The following is a 17,042-nucleotide window of genomic DNA, read 5'->3' as shown; positions in this document are numbered from 1 at the left end:
CGTCTCCCGTGACTTGCGTTTTCCTGAGCAGGACCATCAACCTGCGCAAATACCTGACCAACGAAATCGCCCGGCTCGACGGCAAGGTGAATTTTGTCGACCATCTCGACGGCACCGATCCCGCCAAGATCGACATGGCGGTGAGCTGGCATCCGCATGCGGATGCGTTCGATCACTATCCGAACCTGAAGGCGGCGTGTTCAATCGGCGCCGGTGCCGACAGCATCCTGAATTGTCCAAGCCTGCGCGACGGTATCGACGTGGTGCGCGTGGTCGAGCCGGTACAGGCGCAGATGATGTCCGGCTTCGTGATCTGGAACGTGATCTATCACCAGCGCCAGTTCGGGACATATTTGCAGAACCAGCGCGATCACGTGTGGAAGCGCCTCGGTGGCGGGCGCCGCCCGTCCGAGGTTCCGATCGGCATTCTCGGCTACGGCGCCATCGGCGCGCGCGTCGCGTCCGATCTGGCGATGCTCGGCTTTCCCGTCCGAGTCTGGAGCCGCTCGGCCAAGCCGACGACGCCGGGTGTGACCGGCTTCCACGGTAGCGACGGGCTCGACGCGATGCTCGCGGGCTCTGAGGTGCTGGTGAACCTGCTGCCGCTGACCGAGGAAACCCGCGGCATCCTCGATGCAAGCCTGTTCGCCAGGATGCCGCGTGGTAGCTATCTCATTCAGGTCGGTCGCGGCGAGCACTCCGTCGAGCAGGATATCCTCGATGCGCTCGCCAGCGGGCAGCTCTCCGGGGCGACACTCGATGTCTTCCACACCGAGCCGCTGGCCAAGGACCATCCATTCTGGTCGCATCCGCAGATCGTGCTGACGCCGCACGACGCCTGCGAGGTCACCATGACCGCGATCGGCGATACGATTTTGGCGACGGCCGAAGCCGTGAAGCTGGGCGTGCAGCCGAAAGATTCGGTGGATCGCAGCCGGGGATATTAGATGGATGGAGCGGCTTGCTTCCCTCGCCCCGCCCGGCGAAGCGAAGCTTCGCTAAGCGGGGAGAGGGTGGCGTGACAAGCGAAGCTTGTCGCGACGGGTGAGGGGGAGCTAGCGAGTAGAACACTAGCTCCCCCTCACCCGAAGCCTCGCTAGCCACTCGGCTCCGACCTCTCCCCGCAAGCGGGGCGAGGTTAAGAAACGACTACTCCACCGCCAGCCCGACCATCGCCGCCGACGCTTCCAGCCAATGCAGGAAACTCCCAGCCATGCTGCGCGCAACCGCGATGTGAATCGTCGGCGCTTCATCCACCTTCCACAGCGTCACACCCATATGCGCGACCTGCGTGGCGGCCACGCTGCCGGCTGGAAACGCCGCGGCGCTGAGATCGATGGCGACGCCCTTGGCCAGCACGTCGAGCAGGGCCGGGCCTGACAGCCGGAGCAGGCCAACGCTGTCGGACTGATCGACGACAGAAGCGAGGCCATCGAGCTGCTGCGCAAGCCTATCCACGAAACGCGGTGTGCCCGCATCATGGGTCACCAGCCAGCGGCCGGGACCGGTGCCGAGAAATGACGTGGCATCGCTGCCGGAGCCATGCGGTCCCAGTGGCAGGTTGATATCGAACTGTTCTCTCACCGCAGCGGCGAGCGCGGCACCCTGGCCTTTGCGCGCCATGACGGTGGCAACGGCGATGCCGCGGCGTTCGCGTGCGATGACGCCGCGGCCATCGCCCGTGGAGCGCAACTCAGCGAAGGCAGAGATGTAAGCGAGATCAAGCACGCAGCCGCGCTCCTTCTGCATCGACGAAGACGGGATCGACGACTTCGAGCTCATAGTCGCCGGAACGCACCGGATCCCAGGCGCGGATGATCTCGCCATGCCGCTCGGGTCCGCGGGCCAGCAGGCCGAGCCCGATCCAGTGATTATTGCCCGGGCTGAACGCCGTCGAGGTGATGAAGCCGGCATTGGTGTCCGGCGCAGGCGCCACATCGCGCGCGAACAGCAGCGATCCGTTGCGCGGGCGCTGGCTGCGATCGACCGGCCGCAGGCCGACCAGCGTCGGCCGGTTGGAATCGATCAGCGCCTCGCGCGCCGCCATGGTGCGGCCGATATAGTCCTTCTTAACCGACATCATGCGTCCGAGCCCGAGATCGCGCGCCACGGTCTGGCCGTTGAGTTCGGAGCCGGCGACATGGCCCTTTTCGATCCGCATCACTGACAGTGCTTCGGTGCCATAGGGCGTAACGCCGAGCGGCTTGCCGGCCTGCATCAGCGCGTTGAACAGCGCTTCGCCATAGCCCGCTGGCACGGCAATCTCATAGGCGAGTTCGCCGGAGAACGAGACGCGGAACAGCCGCAGTGGGATATTGCCGACATGGAATTCGGCGCAGGCCAGATACGGAAAAGTCTCGTTGGAGATGTCAAAGGCGTCGCCAAGCAGGGCCTGCAGCAGGTCGCGCGACTTCGGCCCCGCGACCGCATATTGCGCCCATTGTTCGGTCACCGAGACCATCTGCACGTCGAGTTTGGGCCACAGCACCTGATGGCCGTATTCGAGATGCTGCATCACCTTGCCGGCATTCACCGTGGTGGTCGTCATCACCCAGTGATCGGCGGAGAGACGCGCGGTCGTGCCGTCGTCCATGACGAAACCGTCTTCGCGCAGCATCACGCCGTAGCGCACCTTGCCGACGGGCAGGGTCGAGAAGGTGTTGATGTAGACGCGATCGAGGAACGTTCCGACATCCGATCCGCACAGTGCGATCTTACCGAGAGTCGAGACATCGCAGATGCCGACGCTGGAGCGCACAGCCTTCACCTCACGGGTGACGCTCGTGAGCCAGTCATTCTCGCCGGGCGCATTGAACCATTGCGCGCGCATCCATTGGCCGGCTTCGACAAAGGTGGCATTGGCTGCGGCAGAGGCCGCGTGGTTGGCCGTCAACCGCGTCGGCTTGAAATGCTTGCCGCTGTGCAGGCCCGCGAAAGCGCCGATAGCGACGGGCACATGCGGCGGGCGTGCCCGCGTCGCGCCGGTTTCGGCGATGGTCTTCCTGACCTCGCCGGCGAGGATCGCCAAGCCGTTGACATTGGATGTCTTGCCCTGATCGGTCGCCATGCCCAAAGTCGTGTAGCGCTTGAGCTGCTCGACCGAACGGAAGCCCTCCTGCGCAGCGAGAGCAATATCGGTCGCGGTGACATCGTTCTGCAGGTCAACGAACGCCTTGCGGCGCGATCTCTTAAACAGCCAGACCGGATTGTTGCCGGACGCCTCGTCGCTGGCGGTGATGGGCTTCTGCGTCTGCAGGCCGACGCCGACATGCGAAGCAGCTTTTGCTCCGGCCAGTGTACCGCTCTCCAATGCCCGCGCCAGCGTCCATTGCGCGGCTGCGGCGCCCGCGATCTGCATGCCGGGCGGCATGTCGTTGCAGAGAAATGCGGATTTCTCCTCCGACCAGTTGCCCTTGCCGCCCAGATGCGTGGCGATGCCGATGCTCGGCGACCAGCCGCCGGAAACGCCAAGCGTGTCCACAGCCACGCTGCGGGTCTTGCCCGCACTGTCGGTGATCTCGATCGTCGTCAGCCTGCGATAGCCTGACGTGTCGGAGACATGCGCGCCGAGAAACTGCGGTGCATTGCCAGCGAGTTTGCGCACCTCAGGCGAAACCTCCGTCCGTGCATCGACCACAACAGCGATCTCGGCGCCGGCCGCTTGCAAGTCGAACGCACTGCGCCAGCCATCGTCCGATGTCGTGAAGATCGCAACGCGTTGGCCCGGCACCACGCCGAAGCGGTTGGCATAAGTGCGCAATGCCGAAGCCAGCAAGATGCCGGGCCTGTCATTGCCGGGAAATACAAGCGGTCGTTCCTGCGCGCCAGCGGCGAGCACGCATTGCTTGGCGACGATCTTCCACAGCCGTTGGCGCGGCATGAACGGCGGTGGCACCGGCAGATGATCGCTGACGCGCTCGATGGCGCCATATTCGCCGTCATAGACGCCGAACACGGCGGTGCGCTTGAGGATGCGGACATTCGGTAGCGTGCCGAGTTCGGCTTCAGCTAGCGTCGCCCATGAGGCCGCTGAGATGCCATCGATCTGCGCGGTGTCGCTGAGCAGACGACCTCCAAGAACGAAGTCTTCTTCGGCGAGGATCACGCGCGCACCGGCGCGGCCTGCGGCCAGCGCTGCGGCAAGGCCCGCGGGACCTGCGCCGATCACCAGCAGGTCACAGAAGGCGTGCGATTTTTCGTAAGTGTCGGGATCGTCGAGGCCGCTGAGTGCGCCGAGGCCCGCCGAGGCACGGATGGCGGGCTCGTAGAATTTCTCCCAGAACAATGCCGGCCACATGAAGGTCTTGTAGTAGAAGCCTGCATTGAGCAGCGGGCCGGCGAGCTGATGCACGGCGCGCAGATCGAAATTTGGCGACGGCCAGCAATTCTGGCTCGATGCGTCCAGGCCATCAAACAGCTCGACTGTGGTTGCCTTGGTGTTTGGTTCGGCGCGCGCGCCCGAGCGCAGCGTCACCAGCGCATTCGGCTCTTCCGGCCCGGCCGAGAAGATGCCGCGCGGCCGGTGATATTTGAACGACCGGCCGACCAGCATCGTGTCGTTGGCGAGCAGCGCCGAGGCCAATGTGTCGCCGGTATAGCCGCCATAGGTCTTGCCGTCGAAGGTGAAATTGATCGGCTTCGATCGGTCGATCAATCCGCCGGAGGCGAGGCGACGCGAGATGCTCATGATGCAGCCTCATCATGGGCCAGCACGGCGTCGATCACCTCATGCGTCGAGACGTTGCGCGTCACCTTCAGCCAGGCGTGGCAGCCGGCGGCGTGATACCAGTATTCCCTGTGAACGCCGACTGAATTGTCGCGCAGATAGACATAGTCGAACATCGCGTCCGTGTTCTCGAGCGCGGGCCGCGTCAGCGTGGCGTCGCCGGAATAGGAAAATTCCGAAGCATCACGGGATCCGCAATAAGGGCAGGGGATGCGCATGGGGCCTCAGTGCAGGTTCGGTTGGGCGCCCTGGCCCTTTTCATCGACGATGTGGCCTGAGCGAAACCGGTTAAGCAGCAGGCGATTGGCAGCAGGATGCGGTTCGTCTTTCGCCAGCAGATGCGCGAAGACGAAGCCCGAGCCGGGCGTCGCCTTGAAGCCGCCATAGCACCAGCCGGCATTGAGGTAGAGCCCATTGATATGGGTGCGGTCGATGATCGGCGAGCCGTCCATCGACATGTCGACGAGGCCGCCCCAGTTGCGCAGCATGCGTGCGCGGCCGATCGCCGGCATCAGGGCCATGCCGCCTTCGCAGACATCCTCGACGACAGGCAGATTGCCGCGCTGGGCATAGGAGTTGTAGCCGTCGATATCGCCGCCGAACACGAGTCCGCCCTTGTCGGACTGGCTGATATAAAAATGCCCGGCCCCGAAGGTGATGACCCCGGGAATGACAGGCTTCAATCCTTCGGAGACGAAGGCCTGCAGCACGTGGCTCTCGATCGGCAGCCGCATCCCGGCCATGGCTGCGACACGAGACGATGAGCCGGCGACTGCGAGGCCGATCTTTTTCGCTCTGATCGCGCCGCGCGAGGTCTGCACGCCCACCGCATGACCGTCGACGATATCGATCCCTGTCACTTCGCAATTCTGGATCACGTCGACGCCGCGATCGCTGGCGCCGCGGGCGTAGCCCCAGGCGACGGCATCATGGCGCACGGTGCCGCCGCGCTTCTGCAACAAGCCGCCCTGGATCGGGAAGCGTGCATTGTCGAAATTCAGGAACGGATAGAGTTTGCGCACGCCCTCGCGGTCCAGCAACTCGCTGTCGGCGCCGTTCAGCCGCATCATGTTGCCGCGCCGGGCATAGGCGTCGCGCTGGCCGTCGGAATGATAGAGGTTCAACACACCACGCTGGCTGACCATGGCGTTGTAATTGAAGTCCTGCTCGAGGCCTTCCCACAGTTTCAGCGACAGCTCATAGAGCGAGATGTTCTCGGAGAGCAGATAGTTGGAGCGGATGATGGTGGTGTTGCGGCCGATATTGCCTGACCCGATCCAGCTCTTCTCCAGCACGGCGATGTTCCTGAGGCCGTATTCCTTCGCCAGATAATAGGCGGTCGCCAGCCCATGCCCGCCGCCGCCGACAATGACAATGTCGTATTCGGGTTTCGGCGCAGCATCACGCCATTGCGGCGTCCAGCCTTTGTGGCCGGTGAGGGTTTGCCTGAGCAGCGACGTCAGCGAATAGCGCATGGAGAATCCGGGTGGCGATCAGGCCCGGAGTGTCGCGTATTTCGGGGATTGGCACCAGTCCATGGGCGACATTCAGAAGCCCACCAGCGACATCGTGAGATGATGCCGTTTAGCGCGCCAGCCAGAAGCCGCCCACCACCAGGATCATGGCCAGCAGGCTGATGACCCCAAGCACGGCCGCAGTGATGGCCAGCAGGCCGTGGGAGTCGAGCCATCCGCGTAATGCCTTTTCCATGGTGCTGAAACTCTCCCGGTGATTTGAGTTTATCGTTGCAGGCTGGCACCGTATCAAACACTTCAGGCGCCGTCGTCTCGGACGGTTTCGCCATATTGAAGAATTGACATGCTTGAGGAAGTGACATGGACAATCTGAACACGCAGGGCATTTCAGTGCCGAAGCTCGGCCTCGGCACATTCAAGCTCACGGGCGACGGCTGCGTCGCCGGCGTGGAAAGCGCCATCGGCCTCGGTTATCGCCACATCGACACCGCCGAAATGTATGGCAACGAGGCCGAAGTCGGCGCCGGCATCAAGGCTTCGGGTATCGCGCGGAGGGATCTGCATGTCACCACCAAGGTCTGGCACGAGAATCTCGCGCCGGATGCCATCAGGCGCGCCTTCGACACCAGCATGAAGAAACTCGGTCTCGATGTCATCGATCTCTATCTGGTGCACTGGCCCTCGAAGGGCATGAACCTGCCGGCGATCTTCGAGACGCTGCTGAAGCTGAAGGATGAGGGCCGCGTCCGCGCCATCGGCGTCGCGAATTTTCCGGTCAAGCTGATGAAGCAGGCGGTGGAGGAGATCGGCGCGCCGGTTGCCTGCAACCAGGTTGAATATCACGCGCTGCTCGACCAGACGAAGCTGCTGACCTATCTGCGGTCGAAGTCGATCCCGCTGGTGGCCTATTGCCCGCTCGGTCAGGGCCGGCTGGCCGACAACGATGTGATGAAAAAGATCGCCGCCAAGCACGGCGTGTCAGCGGCGCAGGTCGCATTGAAATGGCTGCTCGATCAGGATGGCGTCGCGGCGATCCCCAAGGCGTCGCGCAAGGAAAGTCAGCAGGCCAATCTCGATGCGCTGAAGGTCACGCTGGACGACGACGACCGCAAGGCGATCGCGGCGCTACCGAAGACGCAGCGGCTGGTCAATCCGGGCTTCGCGCCGGATTGGGATTGATCTTTCTTGCTTCCCCTCTCCCCCATGCGAAGCGCAGCTTCGCTAGGTGGGAGAGGGTGCCTGAGCGAAGCGAAGGCGGGAGAGGGGGCGCCACAACGTACGGAGCCTGTGGCGCTCCCTCTCCCGTCTCGAACCGCTGCGCGGTTCGATCCACCCTCTCCCGCTGCGCGCTGCTTCGCCGCGCTGGGGGAGAGGGGAAGGAAGCCCCCCATCACCCGTGACTGTGCCCCTTCTTCTTCCCTTCCGCCTTCTTCCCCGTCGGCATCATCACCACGCGGCCATATTTCACGCCGCGCTCCGCGATGATGTGATCGGCGAAATGCTGCACCTCGCTGCCCGAGCCACGCAGCGCCGTGACTTCCATGCAGTTGTCGCCGTCGAGATGCACATGCAGCGTCGCCAGCGAGAGGTCGTGGTGATGGTGATAGGTGTCGACCAGACGGCGTGACAGGTCGCGCTGGGCGTGATCATAGACATAGACCAGGGCGGCGACGCATTCGCCGGTCTTGCCCTTCTCTTGTGTCGCCTGCTGCATGCCGGCCCTGGCGAAATCGCGGATCGCTTCGGAGCGGTTCTGATAGCCGTGTTCGGCGATCATCGCATCCAGCTCTTCCATCAGGTCGTCATCGAGCGTGATCGTAATGCGCTGCATCGGTCCTCTCAAATAGTATGACGAATCTTTGACTTCATCATACTTGGCATGCCAGTGTGTTCCGGTTGAACCCAGCATAGCCCGGCCGACTGACCGATGCATCGCTCTCTCTTTTCATCGGCCGGAATCGCCCTGGCTTCGCTCGCAGCTGTCACGCCGTCGGCTGCGCAGCCGGCGACAGTGCTGTCGCCGGTCGAAGTCGAGGCGCCGCCGCGGCCTGCGGCCAAACCACGTGTACCGCGCAGCGGGAATGAGGCAGGCCGCCCGGAGGCACGCCATGTTGCCGCACCGACGTTGGGGGCCGGCGGCATGAGTGTCACGCCCGGCGCCAGTGCAGCGCAGACGCCGGTCGCCTCCGCCAGCGAGAAGAATATCAGCGGCGCCGAGGTCAATGCGCGGCCGCTGTCGCGCCCGGCCGAAGCGCTCGAAGTCGCGCCCGGCCTGATCGTCACCCAGCATTCCGGTGACGGCAAAGCCAACCAGTATTTCCTGCGCGGCGTGAATCTTGATCACGGCACGGATCTCGCCATCTTCATCGACGGCATGCCGGTGAACATGCGGACCCATGGTCACGGCCAGGGCTATGCCGATACAAATTTTCTGATCCCCGAGCTGATCAATTCAGTCAACGTCCGCAAGGGGCCGTATTTCGCCGACGAAGGCGACTTCTCGTCCGTCGGTGCAGTTCATGTCAGCCTGATCGACAGCGTTGCGCGCACCATGGCGTCGATCACGTCAGGCAGCTTCGGCTATAACCGCGCCTTCGGCGTCACCTCGGGCAAAGTCGGCGAAGGCACGCTGCTGGTGGCCGCCGAGGCCAATATCTATAACGGCCCGTGGGACAATCCCGACAAGCTCCAGAAGCTCAATGGCGTGATCCGCTACAGCCAGGGCACCGCCGACAATGGTTTGTCGCTGACCGGTATGGCCTATGGCAACAAGTGGAATTCCACCGATCAGGTGCCGCTGCGCGCAATCACTTCCGGCGAGATCGGCCGCTATGGCGCGCTCGATCCCAGCGATGGCGGCAATTCGGAGCGTTTCTCGCTGTCCGGCCGTCTCCGGCAAACCGATCTCGACAGCGCAACCAAACTCGATTTCTACGTCATCAAGAGCAAGCTCAATCTGTGGAACAACTTCACGTTCTTTCTGAGCGATCCCGTCAATGGCGACCAGTTTCACCAATATGACGATCGCGTGCTCGGCGGCATCAATGCCGCGCATACATTCAAGTACACTATCGCGGGCTTCCGCAACGAAACCGAGGTCGGCATCCAGAGCCGCTACGACGATATCAATGTCAGCCTCGGCAACACCATCAAGCGGCAATATCTGTCCATCACGCGCAGCGACGGAGTGAAGGAAGGCAGCGTCGGCGTGTTCGTCCAGAACACCACCTTCTGGACCGACTGGCTGCGCACCAATATCGGCTGGCGCGGTGACTATTACGACACCACGGTCAATTCGTTCTTCAATCCGGTGAACTCCGGCAGCGCCACGGCGACCATCGGCAGCCCCAAGGCAGGTTTGGTGATTGGTCCCTTCGCCAGGACTGAACTGTTCCTGAATGCCGGCGAGGGCTTTCACAGCAACGATGCGCGCGGTGTGACCATCAAGGAATCGCCGAGCGACGGATCGCCGGTCGATAGCTCGCCATTCCTGGTGAAGACCAAGGGTGCAGAGATCGGATTGCGCACCAAGCTCGTGCCGGGTCTGACCAGTTCGGTCGCCTTCTTCATGCTGGATTCGGCCTCCGAAATCCTGTTCGTCGGTGACGCCGGAGATACTGAAGCCAGTCGTCCCAGCCGCCGCGTCGGCTTCGAATGGACCAACGACTACAAACCGACATCATGGCTGAGTCTTGAAGCCGACCTCGCAATGACGCGTGCGCGCTTTCGCGGCAGCAATGCCGATCAGGCGGCGGCCTATGCGGAGCTCGATGGCTATCCGGCCTCGCAGATCGGCAACGCGCCCGGCAATTTCATTCCTGGCGCGCCCAACATGATCGCCTCGGCTGGCATCAGGCTGGGCGATGCCACCGGCTGGTTTGGCGCCTTGCGCTATCGTTATTTCGGCCCGCGTCCGCTGACTGAAGACGCGGCCTTCATCTCGCCAGCCACGGGTTTGCTGAACGGCCAGGTTGGTTACCGCTTCGACAATGGCTGGCGCATCCAGCTCGATGCCTTCAACATGCTCGACAGCAAGTCCGACCAGATCACCTATGCCTATGGCTCGCTGCTGAAGACGGACTCGCTATTCGCCATGTGTTTCCCGGCGGGCGGTGGAGCGCCGACGGCATCTGCCGCGGTGTGCCAGACCGGCATCATGGATCGCGTGCTGCATCCGGTCGAACCGCTGGCCTTGCGGGTGACGGTGGCCGGCCGGTTCTGATCTCGCGGTTCCGACTTTGCCGCAGCGCAGCTTGCCTATTCGAAAAGGCGGTAGCATCATCCCTCCCAATGAAAAGAGGCAGGGAGGTGTTGATGCTCGTACGGGTTCGTTCCGTTTCGCGCCGTTGGCCATTCACGCGTGCCAGCGCCGGTTTGAAGGCGCTGCTGGCGATCGTGTCGCTCCCGTTAGCAACAGGGTTCATCATGTCATCGGCCAGTGCCGCCACTTACGTCTATGTCGGCAATGCCGACAGCCAGAACATCAGCATCCTCGAACTGAAGGCGAATGGCAGTCTCGCTGCGATCGATACCGTGGCGGTGCCGGGACCGGCGAAGCCCGGCGGCTCGCTGCCGCTGGCCATCAGTCCCGAAAAGCACCGGCTCTATGCTGGTTTGCGCAACGAGCCGTACACAGCGGTGACCTTCGATATCGATGCCAAAACTGGAAAACTGAAACTGGTCGGCCCCGGGCCACTGGCGGATTCCATGGCCTATATCGCGGTCGATCGCACCGGGCGATTTCTGCTGAGCGCCTCCTATGGCGGCAACAAGGTGACGGTGAACGCCATCGGGCCGAATGGCGTGATCGCAGCGGCGCAGCAGGTCGTCGCCACCGAACCGAACGCGCACTGCATCATCGTCGATCCCACCAATCGCTATGTGCTGCATACGAGCCTCGGCGGCGATGTGATCTATCAGCAGAAATTCGATGCCAGGGCCGGAAAGCTGACGCCGAACGATCCGCCGACCGTGAGCGTGAAGGCGAAAGGTGGCCCACGCCATCTGGTGTTCTCGCCTGACAAGAAGTTCGTCTATCTGCTCAACGAGCTCGATGCGGCGATCTATGTATTTCCGTGGGACGCTGCGACCGGGACGCTGAAGAAGGAAACGCAGGTCGCCTCCGCGCTGCCGAAGGGTTTCGACGGCAAGCCCTGGGCGGCGGATATCCATCTGACGCCGGACGGCAAGTTTCTCTATGCGTCGGAGCGCACCAGCAACACGATCGCCGCGTTTCGTGTCGATCCCAAAACCGGCGCGCTGACGTCGCTCGGCTCGACCGCCACGGAGAAACAGCCGCGCGGATTCAACATCGATCCGTCGGGCCGCTATCTGCTGGCGGTCGGTCAGCTCTCGAACAGCATGACGGCCTATGCCATCGATAAGGCAACGGGCAGCCTGACCAAGCTGAGCGAAACAGCGGTGGGCAAGAATCCGAACTGGGTCGAGATCGTGAACCTGCCGTAGGACTGTCTCACGTCGGGCTGATGCACTGACCTCTCGCTCCCTCTCCCCGCATGCGGGGAGAGGTTAGGACGCCATCCGATAGCTTCCGCCGATGACTGGATCGCCATCTGTCAGCACCAGGCCGCGGGCGACGAGATCTTCCAGATGCGCCAGCACGGAATAGCCGGCGGCGTTGGTCAGGCGGGGATCGAGGCCGATATAGATTGCGCGGACGATGGTCGGGATATCCGCCTCGCCCTTGCCGAGGCGATGCAGGATCGAGGCTTCGCGGGCGCGGCGGTGGCGAATGAGAAAGCGGACATAGCGCTGCGCGTCGGGAATGTCCGGGCCGTGGCCGGAGAAATACAGGTCCTCATCGCGCGCGGCGAGTTTATCGAGCGAGGCCATGTAGTCGATCATCGAGCCATCGGGCGGCGCGACGATGGAGGTCGACCAGCCCATCACGTGATCGGCGACAAACAAATACTTCTTCTCGCGCCAGGCAAAGGCCATGTGGTTGGCGGTATGGCCCGGCGTCGCCACGCCTTCCAGCGCCCAGCTGTCGCCTTCGATCACGTCGCCATCGGCCACCAGCACGTCCGGTTTGAAGTCGCGGTCGGCGCCGGATTCCGGCGAATGTTTCTCACTCTCGAAGCGGGGCCGCGAGGCGCGGTGTGGACCTTCGGCATAGACCGTGGCGCCGGTGGCAGCCTTGAGTGCTGCAGTGTTCGGTGAATGGTCGCTATGGGTGTGGGTGACGAAAATATGCGTCACGGTCTCGCCCTTCACGGCATCGAGCAGCGCCTGCAGATGGGCGTCATTGGCCGGGCCGGGATCGATGATCGCGACCTTGCCGGTGCCGACGATGTAGCTGTTGGTTCCGGTAAAGGTGAAAGGCGAGGGGTTGTTGCAGAGAACCCGGCGCACGTTTGGGCGAACCTGATCGACGACGCCGGGCTTGAGCGGGTAATCGCGATTGAACGGAACGTCGTCGTTGGCGCCGTTATCCTTGTCGCTCATGGTCGGTCCTTCCCAGGGTGTTCTTGGCCTGTGATGACTAGCAACATGATCAGGGAAATCAAACAGCGCGGAGACGCGCCTGCCATGCATGCTTAAACACCGTCATGGCCGGGCTTGTCCCGGCCATCCACGTCCTGCCGTATGCGCCGTCGAGGCGTGGATGCCCGGAACAAGCCCGGGCATGACGAACTCTGGAAGCACAGATCTGGAAGTTACGCGTGCCCCGTCCCGAACATCAGCGATCGATGCGCGCCGACCCCGGCCATCGCGCCATCGCCCACCGCAAGCGCCACGGAGCCCGTCGCGCGCGCCATGTCACCGCAGGCGAATACGCCGGAGACGGTGGTTTCCTTGAACATGTCGGTCTGCAGGAACGGTCCCATCGGCCCGTCTTCGATGGTGCAGCCGAGCTGTGCGCCGAGCGGCGAGGCCGGGCTGGTGCGCGTCAGCGTGAACATGCCATCAAGCGGAATGATGCGGCCGTCCGTGAGTTCGACATCGATGGATGCGCCTGAGAACTGCCTGATCGGTTCGCGCTCGACGGTGACACCGCGCTCCATCAGTTGCATGAGCTGGTCCGCGTCCGGCGTGAACGTGCCATTGAGGAACAGCGTCGTCGATCCCCAGTCCGGCAGCATCAAGGCGTGATGCATCGACATCTCCGATGACGCCAGCACGCCGATGCGACCCTGGTCGAGTTCATAGCCATGGCAATACGGGCAGTGAAACACATGCTTGCCCCAGCGCTCGGCAAGACCGGGGACATCCGGCAGCGTATCGACCACGCCTGTGGCGAGGATGATGCGCCGGGCTTGATAGCGCGTGCCGGTCTCGGCGCTGACAGTGAAGTTGTTCACGACGCCCTTGCCATCTGTGGCCGCCGCATCGACCCATTCGACAGTGGGATACTTCATCAGCTGCGTGCGGGCGTCCGCGGCAATCGCGCCCGGCGGACGCCCGTCCTGGCCGAGAAAGCCATGCGAGTGTTCAGCGAAGCGATTACGGCGCTGGCCGGAATCCATGACCAGGACCTTGCGGCGCGCACGCGCCAATTGCAGCGCTGCGGAGAGGCCGGCATAGCTGCCGCCGATGACGATGGCATCGAAACTCATTTTGTCTTCCTTGAAATCTTGCTCTGAATTTTGCTGCGATGATCCTCCGCCCGCGCGTGAAAATCCGCGGCGAGCTGCGCCAGCGTGACATCTGCAAGGCGGCCGATCAGAACTGCCTCCGCTTCCGCGAAGGCCGATGTGAGCGAGTGATTGACCGCCTGTTCGACGAGGCAGGTCGGGCTTTCCAGATGAATGCCCATCGCCATCAGGCTGGGCTTGCCCAACGCGTCATAGATGTCCTTCAGCGTCACCGTGGACAGATCCCGCGCGATCTCCCAGCCGCCGCCATGACCCTTTTCGGAGCGCACGAGGCCCGCTTCGCGCAGCCCAGCCATGGTGCGGCGGACGACCACGGCATTGGTGGTCATGCACATGGCCAGTTCGGCGGAGGTCATCGGGCGGTTCTGCTCGGCCATGTGCAGCAGCGCATGCAGCGTGGCGGAGAGGCGGTTGTCTCGTCTCATGTAACTTATGATGATACATGAAAGGGCGAGCGTCAAGGCGCTCCCTTTTCCCTCCCCCCGCGCGAAGCGGAGCTTCGCTAGGCGGGAGGGTGGCCGGCTTTTAGGCCGGTCGGGTGGGGGCGCCACAAACTCTGACGTCACGTGGGGCACCCCCACCCCGGCCTATCGGCCGACCCTCCCCGCAAGGGGGAGGGATTCAACTGGCACCGGCGCAAATACGGATGTCCAAAATAAAAAATGCCCGGCGCGAGGCCGGGCATTTCGAAGTTTTGAAGTCTGAAGCGTAGACGCTTAACCGAACGCCTGGATGCCCGTGATGGCGCGGCCGAGGATCAGCGCGTGGACGTCATGCGTGCCCTCATAGGTGTTCACGGTCTCCAGGTTCTGCGCATGGCGCATCACATGGTATTCGGCCTGGATGCCGTTGCCGCCGTGCATGTCGCGGGCCATGCGGGCGATATCCAGCGACTTGCCGCAATTGTTGCGCTTCACCACCGAGATCATGTCCGGATGGAAATTGCCTTCGTCCATCAGGCGGCCGACGCGGAGCGAGCCCTGCAGGCCGAGCGAGATTTCGGTCAGCATGTCGGCAAGCTTCTTCTGCACCAGCTGGGTGGCCGCGAGCGGGCGGTTGAACTGCTTGCGGTCCAGCGTGTACTGGCGGGCGCGGGCCATGCAGTCTTCGGCGGCGCCGAGCACGCCCCAGGAGATGCCGTAGCGGGCGCGGTTGAGGCAGCCGAACGGACCCTTGAGGCCCGACACGTTGGGCAGCAGATTCTCTTCCGGCACGATCACGCCGTCCATGACGATTTCGCCGGTGATCGAGGCGCGCAGCGAGAGCTTGCCGCCGATCTTCGGCGCCGTGAGGCCCTTCATGCCCTTCTCGAGGATGAAGCCGCGGATCTGGTTGTCATGTGCGGCGGACTTCGCCCACACCACGAACACGTCGGCGATCGGGGCATTCGAGATCCACATCTTGGAGCCGGAGAGCTTGTAGCCGTCCGACACCTTCTCGGCGCGGGTCTTCATGCCGCCGGGATCGGAGCCGGCATCGGGCTCGGTGAGGCCGAAGCAGCCGACCCACTCGCCGGTGGCGAGCTTGGGCAGGTACTTCTTGCGCTGGTTCTCGTCGCCGTAAGCGTAAATCGGATACATCACCAGCGACGACTGCACCGAGTTCATCGAGCGGTAGCCTGAGTCGACGCGCTCGATTTCGCGGGCGACGAGGCCGTAGGCGACATAGCTGGCATTGGCGCAGCCATAGTCTTCCGGCAGCGTGATGCCGATCAGGCCGAGCTCGCCCATCTCGTTGAAGATCTCGCGGTCGGTATGCTCATTGAGATAAGCGTCGTTGACGCGCGGCAGCAGCTTGTCCTGGGCGTAAGCGCGCGCGGTGTCGCGGATCATGCGCTCGTCTTCGGTGAGCTGGCTATCGAGCAGGAACGCATCGTCCCACTGGAAACTTGCAGCGGCCGGCTTGTCCTTTGCCTTGGGGGCAACGCTCATCGAAATCCCTTTCACATCATGGCTGAGTAATGCGCATTGGCTGCGCGTGTTCTGGTCGCAAAACCACGCGTTGCCTCAGGCAGATTGCGCGGATGCGGAAGCTTGCAGTTTAGGTCTTTGAACTATCGCCATCAAGCTGTTCGTTGCAGGCGATCTCGATGCCGAAACCCGACAGGCCCTTGTAGTCATGGGTCGACGAGGTCAGGTGGCGGATCGAGGTGACGCCGAGATCGCGCAGGATCTGTGCACCGACGCCGATTTCACGCCACTGCCGGTTGCGGTCGGCTTCCGCCGACTTCGGCGCATCGAGCGGCTCGACGGGCACGCCCGCGGCGCCATCGCGCAGATAGACCAGCACGCCGCTGCCGTTCTTTTTGAAGCGTTCCAGCACGGGCTGCATCTTGGCCGGGCCGAAAAACACGTCGCGCACGATGTTCGGCTTGTGGAAGCGCGTCAGCACGTTCTTGCCGTCGCCGACGCTGCCGTAAACGAAGGCAACATGGTGGATCGGATCGAACGGCGAGCGATAGGAATAGCCGTGCAGCGGGCCGATCGGACTGTCGGTGGTGAAGGTCGAGACGCGCTCGATCAGCTTCTCGCGGGCCTGACGATAGGCGATCATGTCAGCGATCGTGACATGCTTGAGCTTGTGCTTGGCCGCAAAGTCGACGACCTGCTGGCCCTTCATCACCGAACCATCGTCGTTCATCAATTCGCTGATGACGCCGACGGGCGCGAGATTGGCCAGCTTGCAGAGATCGACGGCGGCTTCGGTATGGCCGGAGCGCATCAGCACGCCACCCTCGCGCGCGATCAGCGGGAAGATATGACCGGGACGGGCGAAGTCATTGGCGCCGGCATTCGGATTGGCCAGTGCGCGGCAGCAGGAGGCGCGCTCATCGGCTGAAATACCGGTACCGCCATCGGGCTTGTAGTCGATGGAGACGGTAAAGGCGGTGGTGTGGTTGCTATCGTTGTTGACGACCATCGGATCGAGCCGCAACCGGCGCGCATCCTCGGTGGTGATCGGCGCGCAGACGATGCCGGAGGTGTGCCGGATGATGAAGGCCATCTTCTCGGCGGTACAGAACGACGCGGCGACGATGAGGTCGCCTTCGCCCTCGCGGTCGTCATCGTCGGTCACCACGACCATTTCGCCGGCGGCAAAGGCTTGCAGAACGTCTGAAATCGGGTCGGCCATAAAATTCGCCTCGGATGCACTCTTGCTCTGTGTGAAGTCCATATGGCGCAGAGCGGGGGGCGGTGCAACCCGCGGAAATGGGGGGCGGTATGC

Annotated in this window: 15 protein-coding genes; 4 read left to right on the top strand and 11 right to left on the bottom strand. The window is 63.2% G+C overall.

From position 1 onward, the window contains the following. Window positions 1-8: 8 nt before the first annotated feature. Complete coding sequence (locus LPB73_RS20985) at window positions 9-947, top strand: 2-hydroxyacid dehydrogenase (RefSeq protein ID WP_231078045.1); 939 nt, start codon at window positions 9-11, stop codon at window positions 945-947. Window positions 948-1,149: 202 nt separating this feature from the next. On the opposite strand, the gene LPB73_RS20980 is transcribed toward LPB73_RS20985, so the two are convergent. The 5 genes from LPB73_RS20980 to LPB73_RS29135 form a co-directional block, all read right to left on the bottom strand. After that, on the bottom strand, window positions 1,150-1,728 hold the full coding sequence (locus LPB73_RS20980) for a sarcosine oxidase subunit gamma (protein ID WP_231078044.1): 579 nt from the start codon (window positions 1,726-1,728) through the stop codon (window positions 1,150-1,152). Next, a complete protein-coding gene (locus tag LPB73_RS20975; protein ID WP_231078043.1) occupies window positions 1,721-4,687 on the bottom strand; it encodes a sarcosine oxidase subunit alpha family protein in 2,967 nt (988 codons plus the stop codon). The genes LPB73_RS20980 and LPB73_RS20975 overlap by 8 nt, the downstream gene beginning before the upstream one ends. After that, window positions 4,684-4,944: a sarcosine oxidase subunit delta gene (locus LPB73_RS20970; RefSeq protein ID WP_120288474.1), complete on the bottom strand. Its 261-nt coding sequence runs from the start codon at window positions 4,942-4,944 to the stop codon at window positions 4,684-4,686. Before LPB73_RS20970 ends, LPB73_RS20975 begins: the two co-directional genes overlap by 4 nt. A gap of 6 nt (window positions 4,945-4,950) precedes the next feature. Further along, a complete protein-coding gene (locus LPB73_RS20965) occupies window positions 4,951-6,201 on the bottom strand; it encodes a sarcosine oxidase subunit beta family protein (RefSeq protein ID WP_231078042.1) in 1,251 nt (416 codons plus the stop codon). A 109-nt stretch (window positions 6,202-6,310) separates the two neighbouring features. After that, window positions 6,311-6,436, bottom strand: a complete 126-nt coding sequence (locus tag LPB73_RS29135) for a hypothetical protein (RefSeq protein ID WP_256461202.1) — start codon at window positions 6,434-6,436, stop codon at window positions 6,311-6,313. A gap of 125 nt (window positions 6,437-6,561) precedes the next feature. On the opposite strand from LPB73_RS29135, the gene LPB73_RS20960 reads away from it, so the two are divergent. Next, window positions 6,562-7,380 carry an aldo/keto reductase gene (locus LPB73_RS20960; protein WP_120288476.1) on the top strand — a complete coding sequence of 273 codons (819 nt, stop codon included), beginning with the start codon at window positions 6,562-6,564 and terminating at the stop codon, window positions 7,378-7,380. Window positions 7,381-7,591: 211 nt separating this feature from the next. Here LPB73_RS20960 and nikR read toward each other — a convergent pair whose 3' ends face one another. After that, window positions 7,592-8,032 (bottom strand): nickel-responsive transcriptional regulator NikR, encoded by a 441-nt coding sequence (gene nikR / locus LPB73_RS20955; RefSeq protein WP_120288477.1) that lies wholly within the window; start codon window positions 8,030-8,032, stop codon window positions 7,592-7,594. Window positions 8,033-8,128: 96 nt separating this feature from the next. Between nikR and LPB73_RS20950 the strand changes: the two genes are divergently transcribed. Together LPB73_RS20950 and LPB73_RS20945 are read left to right on the top strand one after the other, a co-directional pair. Continuing rightward, entirely contained in the window at window positions 8,129-10,423 is a 2,295-nt protein-coding gene (locus tag LPB73_RS20950; protein WP_120288478.1) for a TonB-dependent receptor, read from the top strand. 92 nt (window positions 10,424-10,515) lie between these two features. After that, window positions 10,516-11,667 (top strand): lactonase family protein, encoded by a 1,152-nt coding sequence (locus LPB73_RS20945; protein ID WP_231078041.1) that lies wholly within the window; start codon window positions 10,516-10,518, stop codon window positions 11,665-11,667. 63 nt (window positions 11,668-11,730) lie between these two features. Here LPB73_RS20945 and LPB73_RS20940 read toward each other — a convergent pair whose 3' ends face one another. The 5 genes from LPB73_RS20940 to ribB form a co-directional block, all read right to left on the bottom strand. After that, a complete protein-coding gene (locus tag LPB73_RS20940) occupies window positions 11,731-12,666 on the bottom strand; it encodes an MBL fold metallo-hydrolase (protein ID WP_231078040.1) in 936 nt (311 codons plus the stop codon). A gap of 212 nt (window positions 12,667-12,878) precedes the next feature. After that, window positions 12,879-13,778, bottom strand: coding sequence for an NAD(P)/FAD-dependent oxidoreductase (locus tag LPB73_RS20935; protein ID WP_231078039.1), 900 nt, complete (start codon window positions 13,776-13,778; stop codon window positions 12,879-12,881). Further along, on the bottom strand, window positions 13,775-14,242 hold the full coding sequence (locus tag LPB73_RS20930) for an RrF2 family transcriptional regulator (RefSeq protein ID WP_116661216.1): 468 nt from the start codon (window positions 14,240-14,242) through the stop codon (window positions 13,775-13,777). The genes LPB73_RS20935 and LPB73_RS20930 overlap by 4 nt, the downstream gene beginning before the upstream one ends. 291 nt (window positions 14,243-14,533) lie before the next feature. Beyond that, entirely contained in the window at window positions 14,534-15,748 is a 1,215-nt protein-coding gene (locus LPB73_RS20925; RefSeq protein WP_120288483.1) for an acyl-CoA dehydrogenase, read from the bottom strand. Window positions 15,749-15,857: 109 nt separating this feature from the next. Continuing rightward, window positions 15,858-16,949, bottom strand: coding sequence for a 3,4-dihydroxy-2-butanone-4-phosphate synthase (gene ribB / locus LPB73_RS20920; protein WP_089263618.1), 1,092 nt, complete (start codon window positions 16,947-16,949; stop codon window positions 15,858-15,860). Window positions 16,950-17,042: the final 93 nt, after the last annotated feature.

Source organism: Tardiphaga sp. 37S4, assembly GCF_021044645.1.
Classification (GTDB): Bacteria; Pseudomonadota; Alphaproteobacteria; order Rhizobiales; family Xanthobacteraceae; genus Tardiphaga; species Tardiphaga robiniae.
The sequence above is the reverse complement of the archived record's forward strand: the minus strand, read 5'-3'. Positions and strand labels throughout refer to the sequence as shown.